This window comes from Streptomyces sp. WI03-4A, from assembly GCF_033792105.1.
GTDB lineage: Bacteria > Actinomycetota > Actinomycetes > Streptomycetales > Streptomycetaceae > Streptomyces > Streptomyces collinus_A.
Genome location: NZ_JARAUO010000043.1, coordinates 67,760 through 85,863, shown reverse-complemented (window position 1 = coordinate 85,863; position 18,104 = coordinate 67,760). Strand labels below are relative to the sequence as shown.

Annotated in this window: 20 protein-coding genes and 1 pseudogene; 18 read left to right on the top strand and 3 right to left on the bottom strand. The window is 72.6% G+C overall.

Annotated features, from left to right (window positions below):
* From PV343_RS32745 to truA, 3 genes and pseudogenes are all read left to right on the top strand, one after another.
* A pseudogene (locus PV343_RS32745) lies at nucleotides 1-150 on the top strand (DNA-directed RNA polymerase subunit alpha); the annotation flags it as partial.
* A gap of 190 nt (nucleotides 151-340) precedes the next feature.
* The gene (gene rplQ / locus PV343_RS32740) at nucleotides 341-835 is read left to right on the top strand and encodes a 50S ribosomal protein L17 (protein WP_133919854.1); all 495 of its coding nucleotides are present in this window, start codon (nucleotides 341-343) and stop codon (nucleotides 833-835) included.
* 74 nt (nucleotides 836-909) lie between these two features.
* The gene (truA, locus tag PV343_RS32735) at nucleotides 910-1,761 is read left to right on the top strand and encodes a tRNA pseudouridine(38-40) synthase TruA (RefSeq protein ID WP_319150669.1); all 852 of its coding nucleotides are present in this window, start codon (nucleotides 910-912) and stop codon (nucleotides 1,759-1,761) included.
* A gap of 3 nt (nucleotides 1,762-1,764) precedes the next feature.
* On the opposite strand, the gene PV343_RS32730 is transcribed toward truA, so the two are convergent.
* Nucleotides 1,765-2,643 carry a hypothetical protein gene (locus PV343_RS32730; protein ID WP_319150668.1) on the bottom strand — a complete coding sequence of 293 codons (879 nt, stop codon included), beginning with the start codon at nucleotides 2,641-2,643 and terminating at the stop codon, nucleotides 1,765-1,767.
* A 299-nt stretch (nucleotides 2,644-2,942) separates the two neighbouring features.
* Between PV343_RS32730 and rplM the strand changes: the two genes are divergently transcribed.
* The 3 genes from rplM (at nucleotide 2,943) to glmM (ending at nucleotide 5,478) form a co-directional block, all read left to right on the top strand.
* A complete protein-coding gene (gene rplM, locus PV343_RS32725; RefSeq protein WP_020941688.1) occupies nucleotides 2,943-3,386 on the top strand; it encodes a 50S ribosomal protein L13 in 444 nt (147 codons plus the stop codon).
* Between the two features lie 42 nt (nucleotides 3,387-3,428).
* Nucleotides 3,429-3,941 carry a 30S ribosomal protein S9 gene (gene rpsI / locus PV343_RS32720; RefSeq protein WP_004927169.1) on the top strand — a complete coding sequence of 171 codons (513 nt, stop codon included), beginning with the start codon at nucleotides 3,429-3,431 and terminating at the stop codon, nucleotides 3,939-3,941.
* A 178-nt stretch (nucleotides 3,942-4,119) separates the two neighbouring features.
* Nucleotides 4,120-5,478: a phosphoglucosamine mutase gene (gene glmM / locus PV343_RS32715; protein WP_319150667.1), complete on the top strand. Its 1,359-nt coding sequence runs from the start codon at nucleotides 4,120-4,122 to the stop codon at nucleotides 5,476-5,478.
* Between the two features lie 81 nt (nucleotides 5,479-5,559).
* Here the strand turns inward: glmM and coaA are convergent, their stop codons facing one another.
* A complete protein-coding gene (gene coaA, locus PV343_RS32710; protein WP_387952832.1) occupies nucleotides 5,560-6,528 on the bottom strand; it encodes a type I pantothenate kinase in 969 nt (322 codons plus the stop codon).
* A gap of 191 nt (nucleotides 6,529-6,719) precedes the next feature.
* Between coaA and glmS the strand changes: the two genes are divergently transcribed.
* The 8 genes from glmS to PV343_RS32670 all read left to right on the top strand — a co-directional run bounded on the left by glmS (nucleotide 6,720) and on the right by PV343_RS32670 (nucleotide 14,796).
* On the top strand, nucleotides 6,720-8,567 hold the full coding sequence (glmS, locus tag PV343_RS32705) for a glutamine--fructose-6-phosphate transaminase (isomerizing) (protein ID WP_317444895.1): 1,848 nt from the start codon (nucleotides 6,720-6,722) through the stop codon (nucleotides 8,565-8,567).
* A gap of 27 nt (nucleotides 8,568-8,594) precedes the next feature.
* Nucleotides 8,595-9,086 carry an NUDIX hydrolase gene (locus PV343_RS32700; RefSeq protein WP_319150665.1) on the top strand — a complete coding sequence of 164 codons (492 nt, stop codon included), beginning with the start codon at nucleotides 8,595-8,597 and terminating at the stop codon, nucleotides 9,084-9,086.
* Nucleotides 9,087-9,182: 96 nt separating this feature from the next.
* Nucleotides 9,183-9,554: a holo-ACP synthase gene (locus PV343_RS32695; RefSeq protein WP_319150664.1), complete on the top strand. Its 372-nt coding sequence runs from the start codon at nucleotides 9,183-9,185 to the stop codon at nucleotides 9,552-9,554.
* A gap of 72 nt (nucleotides 9,555-9,626) precedes the next feature.
* Nucleotides 9,627-11,057, top strand: coding sequence for an NAD(P)H-hydrate dehydratase (locus tag PV343_RS32690; RefSeq protein WP_319150663.1), 1,431 nt, complete (start codon nucleotides 9,627-9,629; stop codon nucleotides 11,055-11,057).
* Between the two features lie 299 nt (nucleotides 11,058-11,356).
* Nucleotides 11,357-12,523, top strand: a complete 1,167-nt coding sequence (gene alr, locus PV343_RS32685) for an alanine racemase (protein WP_319150662.1) — start codon at nucleotides 11,357-11,359, stop codon at nucleotides 12,521-12,523.
* A gap of 149 nt (nucleotides 12,524-12,672) precedes the next feature.
* Nucleotides 12,673-13,944: an alpha/beta fold hydrolase gene (locus PV343_RS32680; RefSeq protein WP_319150661.1), complete on the top strand. Its 1,272-nt coding sequence runs from the start codon at nucleotides 12,673-12,675 to the stop codon at nucleotides 13,942-13,944.
* On the top strand, nucleotides 13,901-14,422 hold the full coding sequence (gene tsaE, locus PV343_RS32675) for a tRNA (adenosine(37)-N6)-threonylcarbamoyltransferase complex ATPase subunit type 1 TsaE (protein ID WP_319150660.1): 522 nt from the start codon (nucleotides 13,901-13,903) through the stop codon (nucleotides 14,420-14,422). Before PV343_RS32680 ends, tsaE begins: the two co-directional genes overlap by 44 nt.
* A gap of 200 nt (nucleotides 14,423-14,622) precedes the next feature.
* Nucleotides 14,623-14,796, top strand: a complete 174-nt coding sequence (locus PV343_RS32670; RefSeq protein ID WP_319150659.1) for a hypothetical protein — start codon at nucleotides 14,623-14,625, stop codon at nucleotides 14,794-14,796.
* Nucleotides 14,797-14,805: 9 nt separating this feature from the next.
* Here the strand turns inward: PV343_RS32670 and PV343_RS32665 are convergent, their stop codons facing one another.
* Nucleotides 14,806-15,360 carry a hypothetical protein gene (locus PV343_RS32665; protein ID WP_319150658.1) on the bottom strand — a complete coding sequence of 185 codons (555 nt, stop codon included), beginning with the start codon at nucleotides 15,358-15,360 and terminating at the stop codon, nucleotides 14,806-14,808.
* Nucleotides 15,361-15,473: 113 nt separating this feature from the next.
* Between PV343_RS32665 and tsaB the strand changes: the two genes are divergently transcribed.
* From tsaB to PV343_RS32645, 4 genes are read left to right on the top strand one after another with little or no spacing between them, the layout of a single operon-like run.
* The gene (tsaB, locus tag PV343_RS32660; RefSeq protein ID WP_319150657.1) at nucleotides 15,474-16,130 is read left to right on the top strand and encodes a tRNA (adenosine(37)-N6)-threonylcarbamoyltransferase complex dimerization subunit type 1 TsaB; all 657 of its coding nucleotides are present in this window, start codon (nucleotides 15,474-15,476) and stop codon (nucleotides 16,128-16,130) included.
* A 29-nt stretch (nucleotides 16,131-16,159) separates the two neighbouring features.
* Entirely contained in the window at nucleotides 16,160-16,660 is a 501-nt protein-coding gene (gene rimI, locus PV343_RS32655; RefSeq protein WP_319150673.1) for a ribosomal protein S18-alanine N-acetyltransferase, read from the top strand.
* Nucleotides 16,653-17,738 carry a tRNA (adenosine(37)-N6)-threonylcarbamoyltransferase complex transferase subunit TsaD gene (gene tsaD / locus PV343_RS32650; protein WP_319150656.1) on the top strand — a complete coding sequence of 362 codons (1,086 nt, stop codon included), beginning with the start codon at nucleotides 16,653-16,655 and terminating at the stop codon, nucleotides 17,736-17,738. The genes rimI and tsaD overlap by 8 nt, the downstream gene beginning before the upstream one ends.
* Nucleotides 17,735-18,004 (top strand): hypothetical protein, encoded by a 270-nt coding sequence (locus PV343_RS32645; RefSeq protein WP_319150655.1) that lies wholly within the window; start codon nucleotides 17,735-17,737, stop codon nucleotides 18,002-18,004. The genes tsaD and PV343_RS32645 overlap by 4 nt, the downstream gene beginning before the upstream one ends.
* Nucleotides 18,005-18,104: the final 100 nt, after the last annotated feature.

Here is an 18,104-nt window from a genome sequence, read left to right as displayed (position 1 = left end):
AAGTCGATCGACGAGGTCAAGGCGAAGCTGGCCGGCATGGGCCTGGCCCTCAAGGACAGCCCGCCCGGATTCGACCCGACCGCCGCCGCGGACGCCTTCGGCGCCGACGACGACGCGGACGCCGGTTTCGTCGAGACCGAGCAGTACTGAGCGCTCCGCCAGGAGTCCCGGTTCTGCGCTGCGGGCCCGCCGTGGCCGGTCGCGCAGTTCCCCGCGCCCCTTCGGGGGCGCGGACCCTCCGGGGGCGCACGTGGCCCCCGGATCTCCGACGAGCAACCGCTCGCTCGGATACTGACCTCGGTACCTGACACGGCCGGGGCAGACACACAGGAGAAGAACAATGCCGAAGCCCACCAAGGGTGCCCGTCTGGGCGGCAGCGCCGCGCACGAGAAGCTGCTCCTCGCGAACCTCGCGAAGTCGCTCTTCGAGCACGGCCGCATCACCACCACCGAGGCGAAGGCCCGCCGCCTGCGCCCGTACGCCGAGCGTCTGGTCACCAAGGCGAAGAAGGGCGACCTTCACAACCGCCGTCAGGTGCTCCAGGTCATCACGGACAAGAGCATCGTCCACACGCTCTTCACCGAGATCGGCCCGCGGTACGAGAACCGTCCGGGTGGCTACACCCGCATCACCAAGATCGGTAACCGCCGTGGCGACAACGCGCCCATGGCCGTCATCGAGCTGGTCGAGGCGCTGACGGTGCAGCAGAAGGCCGTGGGTGAGGCCGAGGCCGCCACCAAGCGCGCGGTCAAGGAGGCGGACGAGACCAAGGTCGAGGAGACCAAGGTCGAGGACGCCGCCGAGGCTCCGGCCGAGGAGTCCAAGGACGCCTGAGGCTCTGCCTGACGCTGGAAAGCGGGTTCGCCCTTCGGGGCGGGCCCGCTTTCGCGTACTGAGAGGATCTGTCTGTGAGTGAAGTACAGCCCGGCCATGTCCGCATCCGCCTCGACCTGTCCTACGACGGCAGCGGCTTCCACGGCTGGGCCAAGCAGGCCGGCGGCAAGCGGACCGTGCAGGGCGAGATCGAGGACGCCCTGCGCACGGTGACACGGTCGAAGGACACGTACGAGCTGACCGTGGCCGGGCGGACCGACGCCGGTGTGCACGCGCGCGGCCAGGTGGCGCACGTCGACCTGCCCGCCGAGCTGTGGGCCGAGCATCGCGAGAAGCTGCTCAAGCGGCTGGCCGGGCGGCTCTCCAAGGACGTGCGGGTATGGCGGCTGAGTGAGGCGCCGGAGGGCTTCAACGCGCGTTTCTCGGCGATCTGGCGGCGCTACGCCTACCGGGTCACCGACAACCCCGGCGGTGTGGACCCGCTGCTGCGCGGCCATGTGCTGTGGCACGACTGGCCGCTCGACGTGGACGCCATGAACGAAGCCGCGCGGGCCCTGCTGGGGGAGCACGACTTCGCCGCGTACTGCAAGCGGCGCGAGGGCGCGACCACGATCCGCACGCTCCAGGAGCTGAGCCTGGTGCGCGGTGGTGACGGCGTCATCACCGCCACGGTCCGGGCGGACGCGTTCTGCCACAACATGGTGCGTTCGCTGATCGGCGCGCTGCTGTTCGTGGGGGACGGGCACCGCGGGCCCGAGTGGCCGGGGAAGGTGCTGGCCGCGGGGGTGCGGGACTCCGCCGTGCACGTCGTGCGCCCGCACGGGCTGACCCTGGAGGAGGTCGGCTACCCCGCCGACGACCTGCTGGCCGCCCGGAACAGGGAGGCCAGGAACAAGCGGTCGCTGCCGTCGGCGGGCTGCTGCTGAGCGCTACCGGTTCGCCGCCGTGGAGGCCTGGGTCTGGCCGCGGCGGTAGATCTGGTTCGCGGTGAACTGCTGGAGGTCGTCACCGGTGCGGAAGACGTCGGTGTCCTTCTTGGTGACGTTCTTGCCGTCGGTGAAGCCGCTGATGGTGAAGTAGGCGTAGCGGCCGTAGGCGTTGCGCGTGGAGCGGCAGACCGCGGCGTTGCAGAAGGGCTTGACGCCCTTGCCGGCCAGCGAGCGCACCATGCTCCGGCCGTCGGTCTGCCCCTTGGCCTTCTCGGCCTGGGCCGCCGTGTCGAAGACGGCGACGCCGACGGTGACGGCGATGCCGTCCTTCACGTAGCTGGCCCGCATCAGCCGGGTGCAGCCGTTGGCGGTGAGGATCTTGGGCAGGGTGCCGTCGGCGCCGGTGGAGCAGTTCTTCGCGTCCGACGTGGCGCCCTTCTTGTACACCGTGTCGCCCATGGTGAGCTGGGTGCCCGGGAAGAGCGTCTCGGGGCTCAGCGGCGCGGTGTCCTTCTTGGCGCTGGATATGAAGTCCTTCGGGTCCAGCGGCGGCGGGGCGCTGGTCGGTGCGAAGGACGGCGCCGTGGCGGAGCCGCTGGGCAGCGAGGCGGTGGCCGGCAGGTTGGTGGGCTTGCCGGAGGCGTCGTTGTCCCCGTTCGCGGACACGACGGCCATCGCCACGGCGGTCCCGACGCCGATCGTGGCGAGCACACCGCCGCCGATGAAGAGCAGCCTGCGGCGCTTGTTCCGCGTCTCCGAAGCCTCGGCGAGCGCGGCCCAGTCCGGAGTCCCGTCGTCGCCGCCGCTGCTCCACGGCTGCTGGGAATTAGGTTTCCAGGGATCCCACTGAGACTGGGGTCCCCCCTGCCCGTAACTCATGGGGCGCATCTTAGACGTGGGTTCCGGGGTACAGGAGCGCGTCGGCCGTCATGCCGCGTTTGTCCGGCGACATGAGGGGGAAGGGCCTCGTTTTGACCCGTCCGGGCCCGTGCAGGTAACCTGCTTCTTCGTTGTGTATTGGCTTGCTCATTCTCACGGGACGGGCCCTTACACCGGTCCACCGGGCCGATGACCAGCGACCAGCACGCGGTTTGCGTCAACCGTGGTGCGGTCAGGGCTGTCGTGATCGTTTCGGTGACCTGTTCAGGACCATTCACTCGAAGCGAAGGCTACGAACCGTGCGTACGTACAGCCCCAAGCCCGGCGATGTGACGCGCCAGTGGCACGTCATCGACGCTCAGGACGTCGTCCTGGGTCGTCTCGCCACGACCGCCGCGTCCCTCCTGCGGGGCAAGCACAAGCCGATCTACGCCCCCCACGTCGACACCGGTGACTTCGTCATCATCATCAACGCCGACAAGGTGCACCTGTCCGGCAACAAGCGGACGCAGAAGATGGCGTACCGCCACTCCGGCTACCCGGGTGGTCTGCGCTCCGTCCGTTACGACGAGCTGCTCGACAAGAACCCCGAGAAGGCCATCGAGAAGGCCGTCAAGGGCATGCTTCCCAAGAACACGCTGGGCCGTCAGATGCTCTCGAAGCTGAAGGTCTACAAGGGTGACGTGCACCCGCACGCTGCGCAGCAGCCGGTGCCGTTCGAGATCACCCAGGTCGCGCAGTAAGTCCGGCCACCCCCTAAGACTGAACAGAATCTGAGGAGAATCGTGGCCGAGACCACTGCCGAGCAGCCGCTCGAAGAGCTTGACATCGACAGCTACACCACCGAGTCCGAGGTCCCCGTCGAGGGTGAGTACACCTCGGAGTCCATGGCCTCCCGCTTCGGCGAGCCCCAGCCGGCCGCCGGCCTGGGCCGCCGCAAGAACGCCATCGCCCGCGTCCGGATCGTCCCGGGCACCGGCAAGTGGAAGATCAACGGCCGCACCCTCGAGGACTACTTCCCGAACAAGGTGCACCAGCAGGAAGTCAACGAGCCCTTCAAGGTGCTCGAGCTCGAGGGCCGTTACGACGTCATCGCCCGCATCGCGGGTGGCGGTGTCTCCGGTCAGGCCGGTGCGCTCCGTCTCGGTGTCGCCCGTGCGCTGAACGAGGCGGACGTCGACAACAACCGCGGCCCGCTGAAGAAGGCCGGCTTCCTCAAGCGCGACGACCGTGCGGTCGAGCGCAAGAAGGCCGGTCTGAAGAAGGCCCGCAAGGCCCCGCAGTACAGCAAGCGCTAAACAGCAGCTGCCTGCTCGTACTCCGAACGCCCCGGCGGCACGCCACATGTGCCGTCGGGGCGTTCGTTTATCCCAGCCAAGGGCGTATAACGACACAAGACGCTCAAAGGCTTGTGTGATCGGATCGCATGGCGTCTGCCATCATTCCGGCAGCAAGGACGCTTCCTCAGGAGGACAAGTGGGACGACTCTTCGGCACGGACGGCGTGCGCGGTGTAGCCAACGCGGACCTGACCGCCGAAATGGCGCTCGGCCTGTCCGTCGCGGCGGCGCACGTGCTGGCCGAGGCGGGCACCTTCGAGGGCCACCGGCCGAAGGCCGTGGTCGGACGGGACCCGCGCGCGTCCGGGGAGTTCCTGGAGGCCGCCGTGGTGGCCGGCCTGGCGAGCGCCGGGGTGGACGTGCTGACGGTCGGCGTGCTGCCGACGCCCGCGGTCGCGCACCTGACCGGCGCGCTCGGCGCCGACCTCGGTGTGATGCTCTCCGCCAGCCACAACGCCATGCCGGACAACGGCATCAAGTTCTTCGCGCGCGGCGGCCACAAGCTCGCCGACGAGCTCGAGGACCGTATCGAGGGCGTCTACGAGTCCCACCGCCACGGCGAGCCCTGGCAGCGGCCCACCGGTGCCGGCGTGGGGCGGGTGCGGCCCTACGACGAGGGCTTCGAGCAGTACGTCGGCCATCTGCTGTCGGTGCTGCCGAACCGCCTCGACGGTCTGAAGATCGTGCTCGACGAGGCGCACGGCGCGGCCGCCGGGGTCTCGCCTGAGGCGTTCACGCGGGCCGGCGCGCAGGTCGTCACCATCGGTGCCGAGCCGGACGGGCTCAACATCAACGACGGCTGCGGCTCCACCCACCTGGGCAAGCTGAAGGCCGCGGTCGTCGAGCACGGCGCGGACCTCGGCATCGCGCACGACGGGGACGCCGACCGCTGCCTGGCCGTGGACCACACCGGCGAGGAGATCGACGGCGACCAGATCCTGTCCGTGCTGGCGCTGGCGCTGCGCGAGCGCTCGGAGCTGCGCTCCGACACCGTCGTCGCCACGGTCATGTCCAACCTCGGCTTCAAGCTGGCCATGGAGCGGGCGGGCATCCGGCTCGTGCAGACGGCCGTCGGCGACCGGTACGTGCTGGAGGAGATGAAGCAGCACGGCTTCGCGCTCGGCGGCGAGCAGTCCGGGCACGTGATCATCCTCGACCACGCGACGACCGGTGACGGCACGCTGACCGGTCTGCTGCTGGCGGCGCGGGTGGCCGAGACCGGCCGTACGCTGCGGGAGCTGGCGTCCGTGATGGAGCGGCTGCCGCAGGTCCTGATCAATGTGCCGGACGTGGACAAGTCCCGGGTGAAGACCTCGGCCGACCTCGCCGCCGCCGTCGCCGACGCGGAGCGCGAGCTGGGGGAGACCGGCCGGGTGCTGCTGCGCCCCTCCGGCACCGAGCCGCTGGTGCGGGTCATGGTGGAGGCCGCCGACATCGACCAGGCCCGGTCGGTCGCGGGGCGGCTGGCCGACGCGGTGAAGTCGGCGCTGGGCTAGTACCGGACGCCGTTGCGGGTGCCGCGCGGGGCAGGGCGCGTCCCGCCCCGCGCGGCACCCGGGGAACGCTGGGGAACGCCCCTACAGCTTGCGCAGTCGCAGCCGCTGGACCTTGTGGTCCGGGCCCTTGCGCAGGATCAGGGTGGCGCGGCCGCGGGTGGGGGCGATGTTCTCCACCAGGTTGGGCTTGTTGATCGTGCGCCACAGGGTGCGGGCGTAGTCCAGAGCCTCCTCCTCGGAGACCTGGGTGTACTTGCGGAAGTACGAGTCCTGCTTCTGGAAGGCCGTCTGGCGCAGCTTCTTGAAGCGGCTGAGGTACCAGTGCTCGATGTCGTCCACGGTGGCGTCGACGTACACGCTGAAGTCGAAGAAGTCCGCGAGGCCGACCCGGGTGCGGCCGTCCTTGCCCGGCAGCGCGGGCTGGAGCACGTTGAGCCCCTCGACGATCAGGATGTCCGGGCGCCGCACGGTGAGCCGCCGGTCGGCCACGATGTCGTAGATCAGGTGCGAGTAGACGGGGGCGGTGACCTCCTCCTTGCCGGCCTTGATGTCGGCGACGAAGCGGGTCAGGGCCCGGCGGTCGTAGGACTCGGGAAAACCTTTCCGCGACATCAGGCCGCGGGCCTCCAGCTCCTTGGTGGGCAGCAGGAAGCCGTCGGTGGTGACCAGCTCCACGCGGGGGTGTTCCGGCCAGCGGGAGAGCAGGGCCTGGAGCAGCCGGGCCACGGTGGACTTGCCCACCGCGACCGACCCGGCGACGCCTATGACGAACGGCGTGCCGGACTGGGAGCCCTTCTCCCCGAGGAACGTGTTCAGCGCGCCTCTCAGCCCGTCGGTGGCGCCGACGTACAGGTTGAGCAGCCGGGAGAGCGGGAGGTAGATGTCCCGCACCTCGTCCAGGTCGATCACGTCCCCCAGCCCGCGCAGCTTCTCCACCTCCTCGGCGGTGAGCGGCAGCGGCGTCTTGTCGCGCAGCGCGCTCCACTCGGCACGCGTGAGGTCGACGTAGGGAGTCGCCTCCGGCCTGGGCCGGTGGGCGCTCCGGGGCATCGAGGAGACCGGTGAGATCACAGTCCATTGTTAACGGAGTTTGAACGGGGCGGTGAGGTGGGGTACGTCACGCAGCCCTCCGGGCGCCCCTCGGAACCACCCCTCCACCTCCCCCCGGCTCCCTCAGGAATTTCCGATTTCGGGCACGCTGTGGCCCGTTCGGGAGGCTCGTGGGTCGTAGGCTGCCGCGCATGTGCGGAATCGTGGGATACGTGGGGTCGCAGTCGGCGCTCGATGTCGTGATGGCCGGGCTGAAGCGGCTGGAGTACCGGGGGTACGACTCGGCCGGGGTCGCCGTGCTGGCGGACGGTGGGCTCGCCGCGGCGAAGAAGGCCGGGAAGCTGGTCAACCTGGAGAAGGAGCTCGTGGACCGGCCGCTGCCGGCGGGGTCGACGGGGATCGGCCACACCCGGTGGGCCACCCATGGCGGTCCCACGGACGCGAACGCCCATCCGCACCTGGACAACGCGGGCCGCGTCGCGGTCGTCCACAACGGCATCATCGAGAACTTCGCGCTGCTGCGCGCCGAACTCGCCGAGCGGGGCCACGAGCTGACCTCCGAGACGGACACCGAGGTCGTGGCCCACCTCCTCGCCGAGGAGTTCTCCTCCTGCGCCGACCTGGCGGAGGCCATGCGGCTGGTGTGCCGGCGGCTGGAGGGCGCGTTCACGCTGGTCGCCGTGCACGCGGACGCGCCGGACGTCGTGGTGGGCGCGCGCCGCAACTCCCCGCTCGTGGTGGGGGTCGGAGAGGGCGAGGCGTTCCTCGCCTCCGACGTCGCCGCGTTCATCGAGCACACCCGCTCGGCCATCGAACTGGGCCAGGACCAGGTGGTGGAGCTGCGCCGCGACGGCGTGACGGTGACCGGCTTCGACGGCCGCGAGGCGGACGTGCGCTCGTACCACGTCGACTGGGACGCCTCGGCCGCCGAGAAGGGCGGCTACGACTACTTCATGCTCAAGGAGATCGCGGAGCAGCCGAAGGCGGTCGCCGACACCCTGCTGGGCCGGATCGACGCGGCCGGCTCGCTGACCCTGGACGAGGTGCGGATCTCCCCCTCCGAGCTGCGCGAGGTGGACAAGGTCGTCATCGTCGCCTGCGGCACGGCCTTCCACGCCGGGATGATCGCCAAGTACGCCATCGAGCACTGGACCCGCATCCCGTGCGAGGTGGAGCTGGCGAGCGAGTTCCGCTACCGGGACCCGATCCTGGACGGCCGCTCGCTCGTCATCGCCATCTCCCAGTCCGGCGAGACCATGGACACCCTGATGGCGTTGCGGCACGCCCGCGAGCAGGGCTCCAAGGTGCTGGCGATCTGCAACACCAACGGCTCGACGATCCCGCGCGAGTCGGACGCCGTGCTGTACACGCACGCCGGTCCTGAGGTGGCCGTCGCCTCCACCAAGGCGTTCCTGACCCAGCTCGTGGCCTGCTACCTGGTGGCGCTGTACCTCGGCCAGGTGCGGGGCACCAAGTGGGGCGACGAGATCCGTGCCGTCATCCGGGACCTGTCCCAGATCTCGGGCGAGGTCGAGCGGGTGCTGGAGACCATGGAACCGGTGCGGTCGCTCGCGCGCTCCCTCGCCACCAAGAACACGGTGCTGTTCCTGGGCCGGCACGTCGGCTATCCGGTCGCCCTCGAAGGCGCCCTGAAGCTGAAGGAACTCGCCTACATGCACGCCGAGGGCTTCGCGGCCGGCGAGCTGAAGCACGGCCCGATCGCGCTGATCGAGGAGGACCTGCCGGTCGTCGTGGTGGTGCCCTCACCGCGCGGACGGTCCGTGATCCACGACAAGATCGTCTCCAACATCCAGGAGATCCGGGCCCGCGGGGCGCGGACGATCGTCATCGCGGAGGAGGGGGACGAGGCGGTGGTCCCGTACGCCGACCACCTGATCCGGATCCCGGCCACCCCCACCCTGCTCCAGCCGCTGGTGGCCAGCGTGCCCCTCCAGGTCTTCGCCTGCGAACTCGCCACGGCCCGCGGCAACGAGGTGGACCAGCCGCGCAACCTGGCCAAGTCCGTGACGGTCGAGTGAGGTGCCGCCGGGCCTACGCTGTCGCCCATGACCACGGCTGAGTCGTACCGAGTGGACCCCGGCGTCGAGGTGCCCGTTCCCGCGCCGGACGAGCAGTGGGCCGTCGGGGCCGTCATCCTCGGCCCGCGCGGCGCCTTCGCGCAGAAGCGGAGCCCGCAGCGGCGGCTGTTCCCCGACAGCTGGGACATCGTGGGCGGTCACGTCGAGCCGGGGGAGACCCTCCTGGACGCTCTGGCGCGGGAGGTCGAGGAGGAGACGGGGTGGCGTCTGTGCCGGGTGCGCCGTCACCTCGGCACCACCACCTGGCACGGCGACGACGGCCTCGGCCTGCGGCACGAGGCGGACTTCCTCGTGGACGTCGAGGGCGACCTGGACCGCCCCGCCCTCGAACGGTCCAAGCACTCCGGCTACGACTGGTTCGGCCCCGGCGACCTCGAACGCCTCAAGGAGAACCGCCGGCCCGGCGAGTACCTGATCCACGACCTCGTCGCCCGGGCGCTGTGCCAGGAGTCTTCTTAGTCAGACGGTCCGACGGTCCGGCGGCCCGTCAGTTCCGGGCGGCCCGGTGGCCGTAGGGGAGCGGTCGGAGCCGCCGTCCGCCGTAGGCTGCCCCGCATGAGCATCATCGGGGTCGGAATCGACGTCGCCGAGATCGACCGGTTCCGGGCGTCGCTGGACCGGACGCCTGGGCTGGCCGATCGGCTGTTCGTCACGAGCGAGTTGCTGCTGCCCAGCGGCGAGCGGCGCGGCATCGCGTCCCTCGCGGCGCGGTTCGCGGCCAAGGAGGCACTGGCCAAGGCGCTGGGCGCCCCGCCGGGGCTGCACTGGACCGACGCCGAGGTGTACGTCGAGGACAGCGGGCGGCCGCGGCTGCGGGTCACCGGGACGGTGGCGGCGAAGGCGGCCGAACTCGGTGTGCGGTCCTGGCACGTGTCGCTCAGTCATGACGCGGGGGTCGCTTCGGCGGTGGTGGTCGCGGAGGGGTAGCGCGTTCGGGCCATCGGGTCGGCCGGGTGGTCCGGGTGTGGGGGACCGCCTTCGCGGGGCAGACTCGATGCCATGCGTACTGCGTACAGCGTGGAGACGGTAAGGGCGGCCGAACGGGCGTTGATGGCGCGGCTGCCGGAGGGAGCGCTGATGCAGCGGGCCGCGGCAGGGCTGGCCGCCGCCTGCGCCGATCTGCTCGGGCGGGTGTACGGCAGCCGGGTGGTGCTGCTGGTGGGCAGCGGGGACAACGGCGGCGACGCGCTGTACGCGGGGGCGCGGCTCGCGCGGCGCGGAGCGGGGGTCACGGCCGTACTGCTCGCGCCCGGGCGCACCCACTCCGGCGGGCTCGCCGCACTGCGCCGGGCCGGCGGCTCCGTCGCGGCGCCGGGTGACGAGTCACGGCTGATCGACCGGGCGGACCTCGTCCTCGACGGCATCGTCGGCATCGGGGGCAAGGGCGGGCTGCGGCCGGACGCCGAGGCGGTCGCCGCGGTGGTGGAGCGGTCGCGGGCGGCGGTCGTCGCGGTGGACCTGCCGAGCGGGGTCGAGGCGGACACCGGCGAGGTGCGCGGGGCCGCGATCCGGGCCGATCTCACCGTCACCTTCGGGACGCACAAGCCGGGGCTGCTCGTCGACCCGGCGCGGGAGTACGCCGGTTCGGTCCGGCTGGTCGACATCGGGCTCGAACTGCCGCCGGGGGCCGAGCTGGAGGCGTTGCAGCACGCCGACGTGGCGCGGCTGCTGCCGTCCCCGGCGGTGGAGAGCGACAAGTACCGGCGGGGTGTCGTCGGGATCGCCGCGGGCTCGGCGAGGTACCCGGGGGCCGCCGTGCTCGCCGTGTCCGGGGCGCTGCGCGGCGGCGCCGGGGCCGTGCGGTACGTCGGACCCGCCGGGGACGCCGTCATCGCGCGGTTCCCGGAGACCCTGGTGTCGGACGGGGGGCCGGCCAAAGCGGGCCGGGTGCAGGCGTGGGTGGTCGGGCCCGGCGCCGGGGACGACGCGGCGACCGTGGCGGAGGTGCTGGCCGCCGAGGTGCCGGTGCTGGTCGACGCCGACGGGCTGCGGCTGGCGGAGCGGGACACGGTGCGCGCGCGCACGGCACCGACGTTGATGACCCCGCACGCGGGCGAGGCGGCCGCGCTGCTCGGCGTGCGGCGCGAGGAGGTCGAGGCGGCCCGGCTGGCCTCGGCACGGGAACTGGCCGCCGTCTACCGGGCCACCGTGCTGCTGAAGGGGTCCACGACGCTGGTCGCCGACCCCGGCGGCGGTGCCGTACGGGTGAACCCCACCGGGACCGGCTGGCTGGCCACGGCCGGAAGCGGGGACGTGCTGTCCGGACTCGCGGGCTCGCTGCTGGCGGCTGGTCTCCCGCCGCTGGACGCGGGCAGTGTGGCGGCGTACCTGCACGGGCTCGCGGGGCGGTTCGCGGCACGGGGCGCGCCGGTGGGGGCGCACGACGTCGCCGCGCGGATCCCGGAGGCGTGGCGGGACGTCCGGGACTAGGTCGTGTCCGCGAAGTCCCGGCGTCCGCCCGGTGGGGCAGGCGGGACTTCGCGGACACGGCCCAGGGCGGTCGGTTCGCGGCGCGGGCGGGGAGGGGGCCGATGGGGCGAGCCCCACCGGCCGTGCGGGACTGACTCCTCGCGCGCCTGCCGGACGGCTCCGGTCAGGCCGACGGTCCCGGGGCCACGGCGTCACCCCCGGTCCGGGCGGGGCCGGTTGGGCGGGCGGGGGGCGGCGCGCGGGCGGGGGCCGGACACCCGGCCGGGGCCCGCGCGGCCCTCTGAGAGACTGGGGGCGCCATGAGTGAGACTTCAGCTGTGCCGACCGCGCCCCTGCGCGCCCGGGCCGAGATCGATCTGGCCGCCCTGCGCGCCAATGTGCGGGCCCTGCGTGCCCGGGCGGAGGGCGCGGCCCTGATGGCCGTCGTCAAGTCCGACGCCTACGGCCACGGGGCGCTGCCCTGCGCCCGCGCGGCCGTCGAGGCGGGCGCCACCTGGCTCGGCACCGCCACACCGGAGGAGGCCCTCGCGCTGCGCGCCGCGGGACTGGACACCCGTGTGCTGTGCTGGCTGTGGGTGCCCGGCGGCCCCTGGCGGCAGGTGATCGAGGCGGACATCGACGTCTCGCTCAGCGGGCTGTGGGCCCTGCGCGAGGTGACGGAGGCGGCCCGGGAGGCCGGCCGGACCGCGCGGGTGCAGCTGAAGGCCGACACCGGGCTCGGGCGCAACGGCTGCCAGCCCGCCGACTGGCCCGAACTCGTCGCCGAGGCACTGCGGGCCGAGCGCGAGGGGCTGGTCCGGATCACCGGCCTGTGGTCGCACTTCGCGTGCGCCGACGAACCGGGGCACCCCTCCATCGCCGCCCAGCTCGCCCGGTTCCGGGAGATGCTGGCGTACGCGGAGGAGCAGGGCGTGCGCCCGGAGGTCCGGCACATCGCCAACTCCCCGGCCACGCTGACCCTCCCGGAGACCCACTTCGACCTCGTCCGGCCGGGCATCGCCATGTACGGCGTCTCACCCAGCCCGGAGATCGGCACCCCGGCCGACTTCGGGCTGCGGCCGGTGATGACGCTGAGCGCGTCGCTCGCGCTGGTCAAGCACGTGCCGGGCGGGCACGGCGTCAGCTACGGCCACCACTACGTCACCCCCGGCCCGACCACCCTCGGCCTCGTCCCCGTCGGCTATGCGGACGGTGTGCCCCGGCACGCCTCCGGCAGCGGTCCGGTGCTGGTCGACGGCAAGTGGCGGACGGTCGCCGGGCGGGTGGCCATGGACCAGTTCGTGGTCGACCTCGGCGGCGACGAGCCCCCGGTCGGCGCGCAGGCCGTGCTGTTCGGGCCCGGCGACCGCGGTGAGCCGACCGCCGAGGACTGGGCCCAGGCCTGCGGCACGATCGCGTACGAGATCGTCACACGGATCGGAACGCGCGTTCCCCGCGTCTATGTGGACGGGGAACACGAGGGGTAACCCCTTAGGGAGGGGGGCGCCACGCGCCGGTCACTCCTGTTCTCACCGATGACGGGAACGGCCCGGGCGGCACGGGCAGCGCACGCACCACAGTGGCACCACCTGTTTCATCACCCGGCGAACTGCAGTACGGCGAAGAGGAGCGGTACGTGAGCGAGAGCAGTGCGGAGGCCGTGGCGGACGTCGTCGCCGCGGCGGCCGTCGCCTCCGCCGCCGCGGGGGCGGGCGGGAGCTGGCGCAGGGCGACGGGTATCGCCGGTGCCGCGATAGGCGTCCTCGCCGCGGGCGCGGCCGCGGGCGTGGCCGTCGAGCGGATGACGGTGGGGCGCGGGATGCGCCGCAAGGCCCGTCTCGCGCTGGACTCCACGGGCCCCTACGGCACCCTGCGCGGCACCCCCGGCAAGGCGTACGCCGACGACGGCACCGAGCTGTACTACGAGGTCGACGACGTCGAGCCCGACCCCGGCCCCAGCGTCTCCCCGCGCCGCCGCAGGCTGTTCGGGCGCAAGGCGCCCGCCCCGGTCACCGTCGTCTTCTGCCACGGCTACTGCCTCAGCCAGGACTCCTGGCACTTCCAGCGCGCGGCCCTGCGCGGCGTCGTGCGGACCGTGCACTGGGACCAGCGCAGCCACGGCCGGTCCGGGCGGGGCGTGGCCCAGGCCCGGGAGGACGTGCCGCTCACCATCGACCAGCTCGGCCGCGATCTGAAGGCGGTCATAGACACGGCCGTGCCCGACGGCCCGATCGTGCTGGTGGGCCACTCCATGGGCGGGATGACGACGATGGCGCTGGCCGCCCAGTTCCCGGAGCTGATCCGGGACCGGGTGGTGGCCACCGCGTTCGTCGGCACCTCGTCCGGACGGCTCGGCGAGGTCAACTTCGGGCTGCCGGTCGCCGGCGTCAACGCGGTGCGCCGGATCCTGCCGGGGGTGCTGAAGGCGCTCGGGCAGCAGGCGGAGCTGGTGGAGAAGGGGCGCCGGGCCACCGCCGACCTCTTCGCCGGGATCATCAAGCGGTACTCGTTCGCGGGGCGGGACGTCGACCCGGCAATCGCGCGGTTCGCCGAGCGGATGATCGAGTCCACACCGATCGACGTGGTCGCCGAGTTCTACCCGGCCTTCACCGACCACGACAAGACCGAGGCCCTCGGCTGCTTCCGGGACGCCCCCGTGCTCGTGCTGGCCGGGGTGCAGGACCTGGTCACGCCCAGCGAGCACAGCGAGGCCATCGCGGACCTGCTCCCGGACGCCGAGCTGGTGCTCGTGCCGGACGCCGGGCACCTGGTCATGCTGGAGCACCCGGAAGTGGTCACCGACCGCCTCGCCGACCTGCTGACCCGCGCGGGCGCCGTGCCCGCAGGGGCTACCGTAAGTGGCTATGGAACAAGCAGCAGCTCCAGCAGCACCGCACGACCCCGCTGAGACCCGGCTGACCGTCACGTCCCCCGAGCAGATGCGGGAACTGGGCCGCCGGCTGGCCAAACTGCTGCGCGCGGGCGACCTGGTGATGCTCACCGGGGAACTGGGTGCGGGCAAGACCACGCTGACCCGCGGGCTCGGCGAGGGGATGGGCGTGCGCGGCGCGGTCACCTCCCCCACCTTCGTGATCGCCCGGGTGCACCCCTCGCTCGGCGGCGGCCCGCCGCTCGTCCACGTCGACGCCTACCGGCTCTCCGGCGGGCTCGACGAGATGGAGGACCTCGACCTGGACGTGTCCCTGCCCGACTCGGTGATCGTCGTGGAGTGGGGCGAGGGCAAGGTCGAGGAGCTGACCGAGGACCGGCTGCAGGTCGTCATCCACCGGGCCGTCGGGGACACCACGGACGAGGTACGGCACGTCACCGTGACCGGAATCGGCGACCGGTGGTCGGACGCGGCCCTGGAGACGCTCGCGGCCTGAGGGGCCTGAGGGGCCTGAGGGGCCTGAGGGGCCTGAGGGGCCTGAGCGGCCCGGCGGCTCCACGGGGTGCCTTCCCGGCACTCTTTCCGACAGGCCGTCGGGAAATCATTGCGCAGGACGCACCGGGCGTGGTCACATGGTGTCCAGGCCGTGGTTAGGCGTGCCTAACCACGCACCGCCCCGCACGTCAGGAGGCGTCCATGCCCGCTTCTCGACCCACGGCGCGACCGGCCGGGCCGCCCGTGCTCCCCGGGGTGTCCATGCGCGACCTGCTGGCTTCGTGCGCGGCCGCCGAACTGATCTCCCGGCCGCCGAGCGCCCCCGAACCGGCCCGGCCGGAGCCACCGGCGAGCGAGCACCCCGAAGCCGCGTAGCGGCAACGCTCAGCGGATCACCACGACCGGAACGCCGATGGTGGCGAACCGCCACATCGCGTCGCCGTCCGCGCGCCGCTCCCGGATGCCGCCCGTCTTCACGTCCATGGTGGTGTCCGAGCCGGCGCCCACCGCCGCGCTGAACCCGATGGCCACCCCGTCCACGCTGGTGAAGCGGACGACGTGCTCGACCGGGGCGCCGTCCGTCCCGGTGGCCGTGTTGGAGCGGGACGTGACCCAGTAGAGGCCGACCGGCGGGTCCACGGAGCCCGGGTGCACGCCGAAGCGGCGCTGCACCCGATTGTGGTCGTCGACCAGCCAGACGCGGTCGTCGTCCACCGAGTACACGACCCGTTCACCCTTGCCGGACCCGGTCGGCAGAGCGCCTGGATGGCCTCGGTCGCGCGGCGCCTTGCTGACGACCGCGGAGGGCGGCGCGCTCGCCCCGGGCTTCCCGCCCAGACCCGGCGGCACGTTCGCCGACGCCTGGTAGGCGAGGAATCCGACGGTCCCGACGGCCGCGGCGGTCAGGCCGGCCACGATCCCGGAGCTGGTCCCTGCCACGCGCGCCCACCTCTGCTTCGTGCCATATGTCGTACTTCGTACGAACCGTAGCAGTCGGTGACCGTCTGCCCCGGACGGCCATGCACGAGCGTCGGGCGCCGTAGGCTGTTCGCGTGCTCTTGCTCGCTCTGGATACCGCCACCCCCGCCGTCACCGTCGCGCTGCACGACGGCACGGACGTCATCGCCTCGTCGAGCCAGGTGGACGCGCGCCGGCACGGAGAGCTGCTGCTGCCGGCCGTCGACCGCGTCCTCACCGAGGCGGGCCTCAAGCTGGAGGCCGTCACCGGGATCGCCGTAGGCGTCGGCCCCGGCCCTTACACCGGCCTGCGCGTCGGCCTGATGACCGCCGACACCTTCGGTCTCGCGCTCGGCGTCCCCGTGTACGGCCTGGGCACGCTGGACGCCCTCGCCTACGCCGCGGACATCGAGAAGGGCCCCTTCGTCGTGGCGACCGACGCCCGGCGCAAGGAGGTCTACTGGGCCACGTACGCCGACTCGCGCACCCGGCTGACCGGGCCGGCCGTCGACCGCCCCGCCGACATCGCCGAGCGGGTCGCGGGACTCCCGGCGGTCGGCGCGGGCGCGCTGCTCTACCCGGACACGTTCCCGAGCGTCCACGAGCCCGAGCACGTGTCCGCCGCCGCCCTCGCCGCGCTGGCCGCCGAGCGTCTCGCGGCCGGCGACGAGCTGCCCGCCCCCCGCCCGCTGTACCTGCGCCGCCCCGACGCCCAGGTCCCCAAGAACTACAAGGTGGTCACCCCCAAGTGACGGAACCGGCAACCCCGCGCCTGCGCGAGATGCGCTGGTGGGACATCGACCCGGTCCTGGAGCTGGAGAGGGACCTGTTCCCCGAGGACGCCTGGTCCCGGGGCATGTTCTGGTCCGAGCTGGCCCACGCCCGGGGCCCCGAGGCGACCCGGCGGTACGTGGTGGCCGTGGACGACGGCGGCCGGATCGTCGGGTACGCGGGCCTCACCGCCTCCGGCGACCTCGGCGACGTCCAGACCATCGCGGTCGCCCGCGCCCAGCAGGGCACCGGCCTCGGCGGCCGGCTGCTGACCGAGCTGCTGAAGGCGGCCACCGCCTTCGAGTGCGCCGAGGTCATGCTGGAGTGCCGGGTCGACAACGTGCGCGCCCAGAAGCTCTACGAGCGCTTCGGCTTCGTGGCCATCGGCGTCCGGCGCGGCTACTACCAGCCGGGCAACGTGGACGCCCTGGTGATGCGCCTGACCACCGCCCCCGACAGCGGCTCCGCCGCGGACTCCCCTCCAGTACAAGGAACCGAGATCAATGGCTGACGAACCACTCGTCCTCGGCATCGAGACCTCCTGCGACGAGACCGGCGTCGGCATCGTCCGCGGCACCACCCTGCTGGCGGACGCCATCGCCTCCAGCGTCGACGAGCACGCACGCTTCGGCGGCGTCGTCCCCGAGGTGGCCTCCCGCGCCCACCTGGAGGCGATGGTGCCGACGATCGACCGCGCGCTGAAGGAGGCCGGCGTCTCCGCCAGGGACCTCGACGGCATCGCGGTCACGGCCGGACCCGGTCTCGCCGGCGCCCTGCTGGTCGGCGTCTCGGCCGCCAAGGCCTACGCGTACGCGCTCGGCAAGCCCCTGTACGGCGTCAACCACCTCGCCTCGCACATCTGCGTGGACCAGCTGGAGCACGGCCCGCTGCCCGAGCCGACCATGGCCCTGCTGGTCTCCGGCGGCCACTCCTCCCTGCTGCTGTCCGAGGACATCACCTCCGACGTCCGCCCGATGGGCGCCACCATCGACGACGCGGCCGGCGAGGCCTTCGACAAGATCGCCCGCGTGCTGAACCTGGGCTTCCCCGGCGGCCCGGTCATCGACCGGTACGCCAAGGAGGGCGACCCGGAGGCGATCACCTTCCCGCGCGGCCTGACCGGCCCGCGCGACCCCGCGTACGACTTCTCCTTCTCCGGTCTGAAGACGGCCGTGGCCCGCTGGATCGAGGCCAGGCGCGCGGCCGGCGAGGAGGTCCCGGTGCGGGACGTCGCCGCCTCCTTCCAGGAGGCCGTGGTGGACGTGCTCACCCGCAAGGCCGTGCGGGCCTGCAAGGACGAGGGCGTCGACCACCTGATGATCGGCGGCGGCGTCGCCGCCAACTCCCGGCTGCGCGTCCTCGCCCAGGAGCGCTGCGAGGCGGCCGGCATCCGGCTGCGCGTCCCGCGCCCCAAGCTGTGCACGGACAACGGCGCGATGGTCGCGTCCCTCGGCGCCGAGATGGTCGCCCGCAACCGGGCCGCCTCCGCCTGGGACCTGTCCGCCGACTCCTCGCTGCCGGTGACCGACCCGCACGTCCCGGGCCACGACCACGTGCACGAGGTCAGCAAGGAGAACCTGTACTCGTGACCGTCGCCCTGATGTGGGAGGCCCGGGCGGCCGAGGGCAGGGGCGGGGAACTGCTCGACTGGGCCCGTGCGCAGCGGCTCGGCACACGGCCGCTGCGCCGCGAGACCTTCCGCGCGCCGGGGGACCGGGTGCTGGTCATCACCTGGTGGGACGCGCCGTACGACGCCGAACTCCCGGAACTGCCCGAACCCGACGCGGAGTTGGTGACGCGGGCGGTGCACCGGTGGCGGTTCGAGTCGGTGGACGGGGAGCAGCCGCACGGCTGAGTTGATGCGCGGGCCCGTCACCCGCTATGATCATCACACGCGAACGGCCGGAACACCGGCCCGGACGCAGTGCGTTGGTGGTCCAAGGAAAGACGCCCCG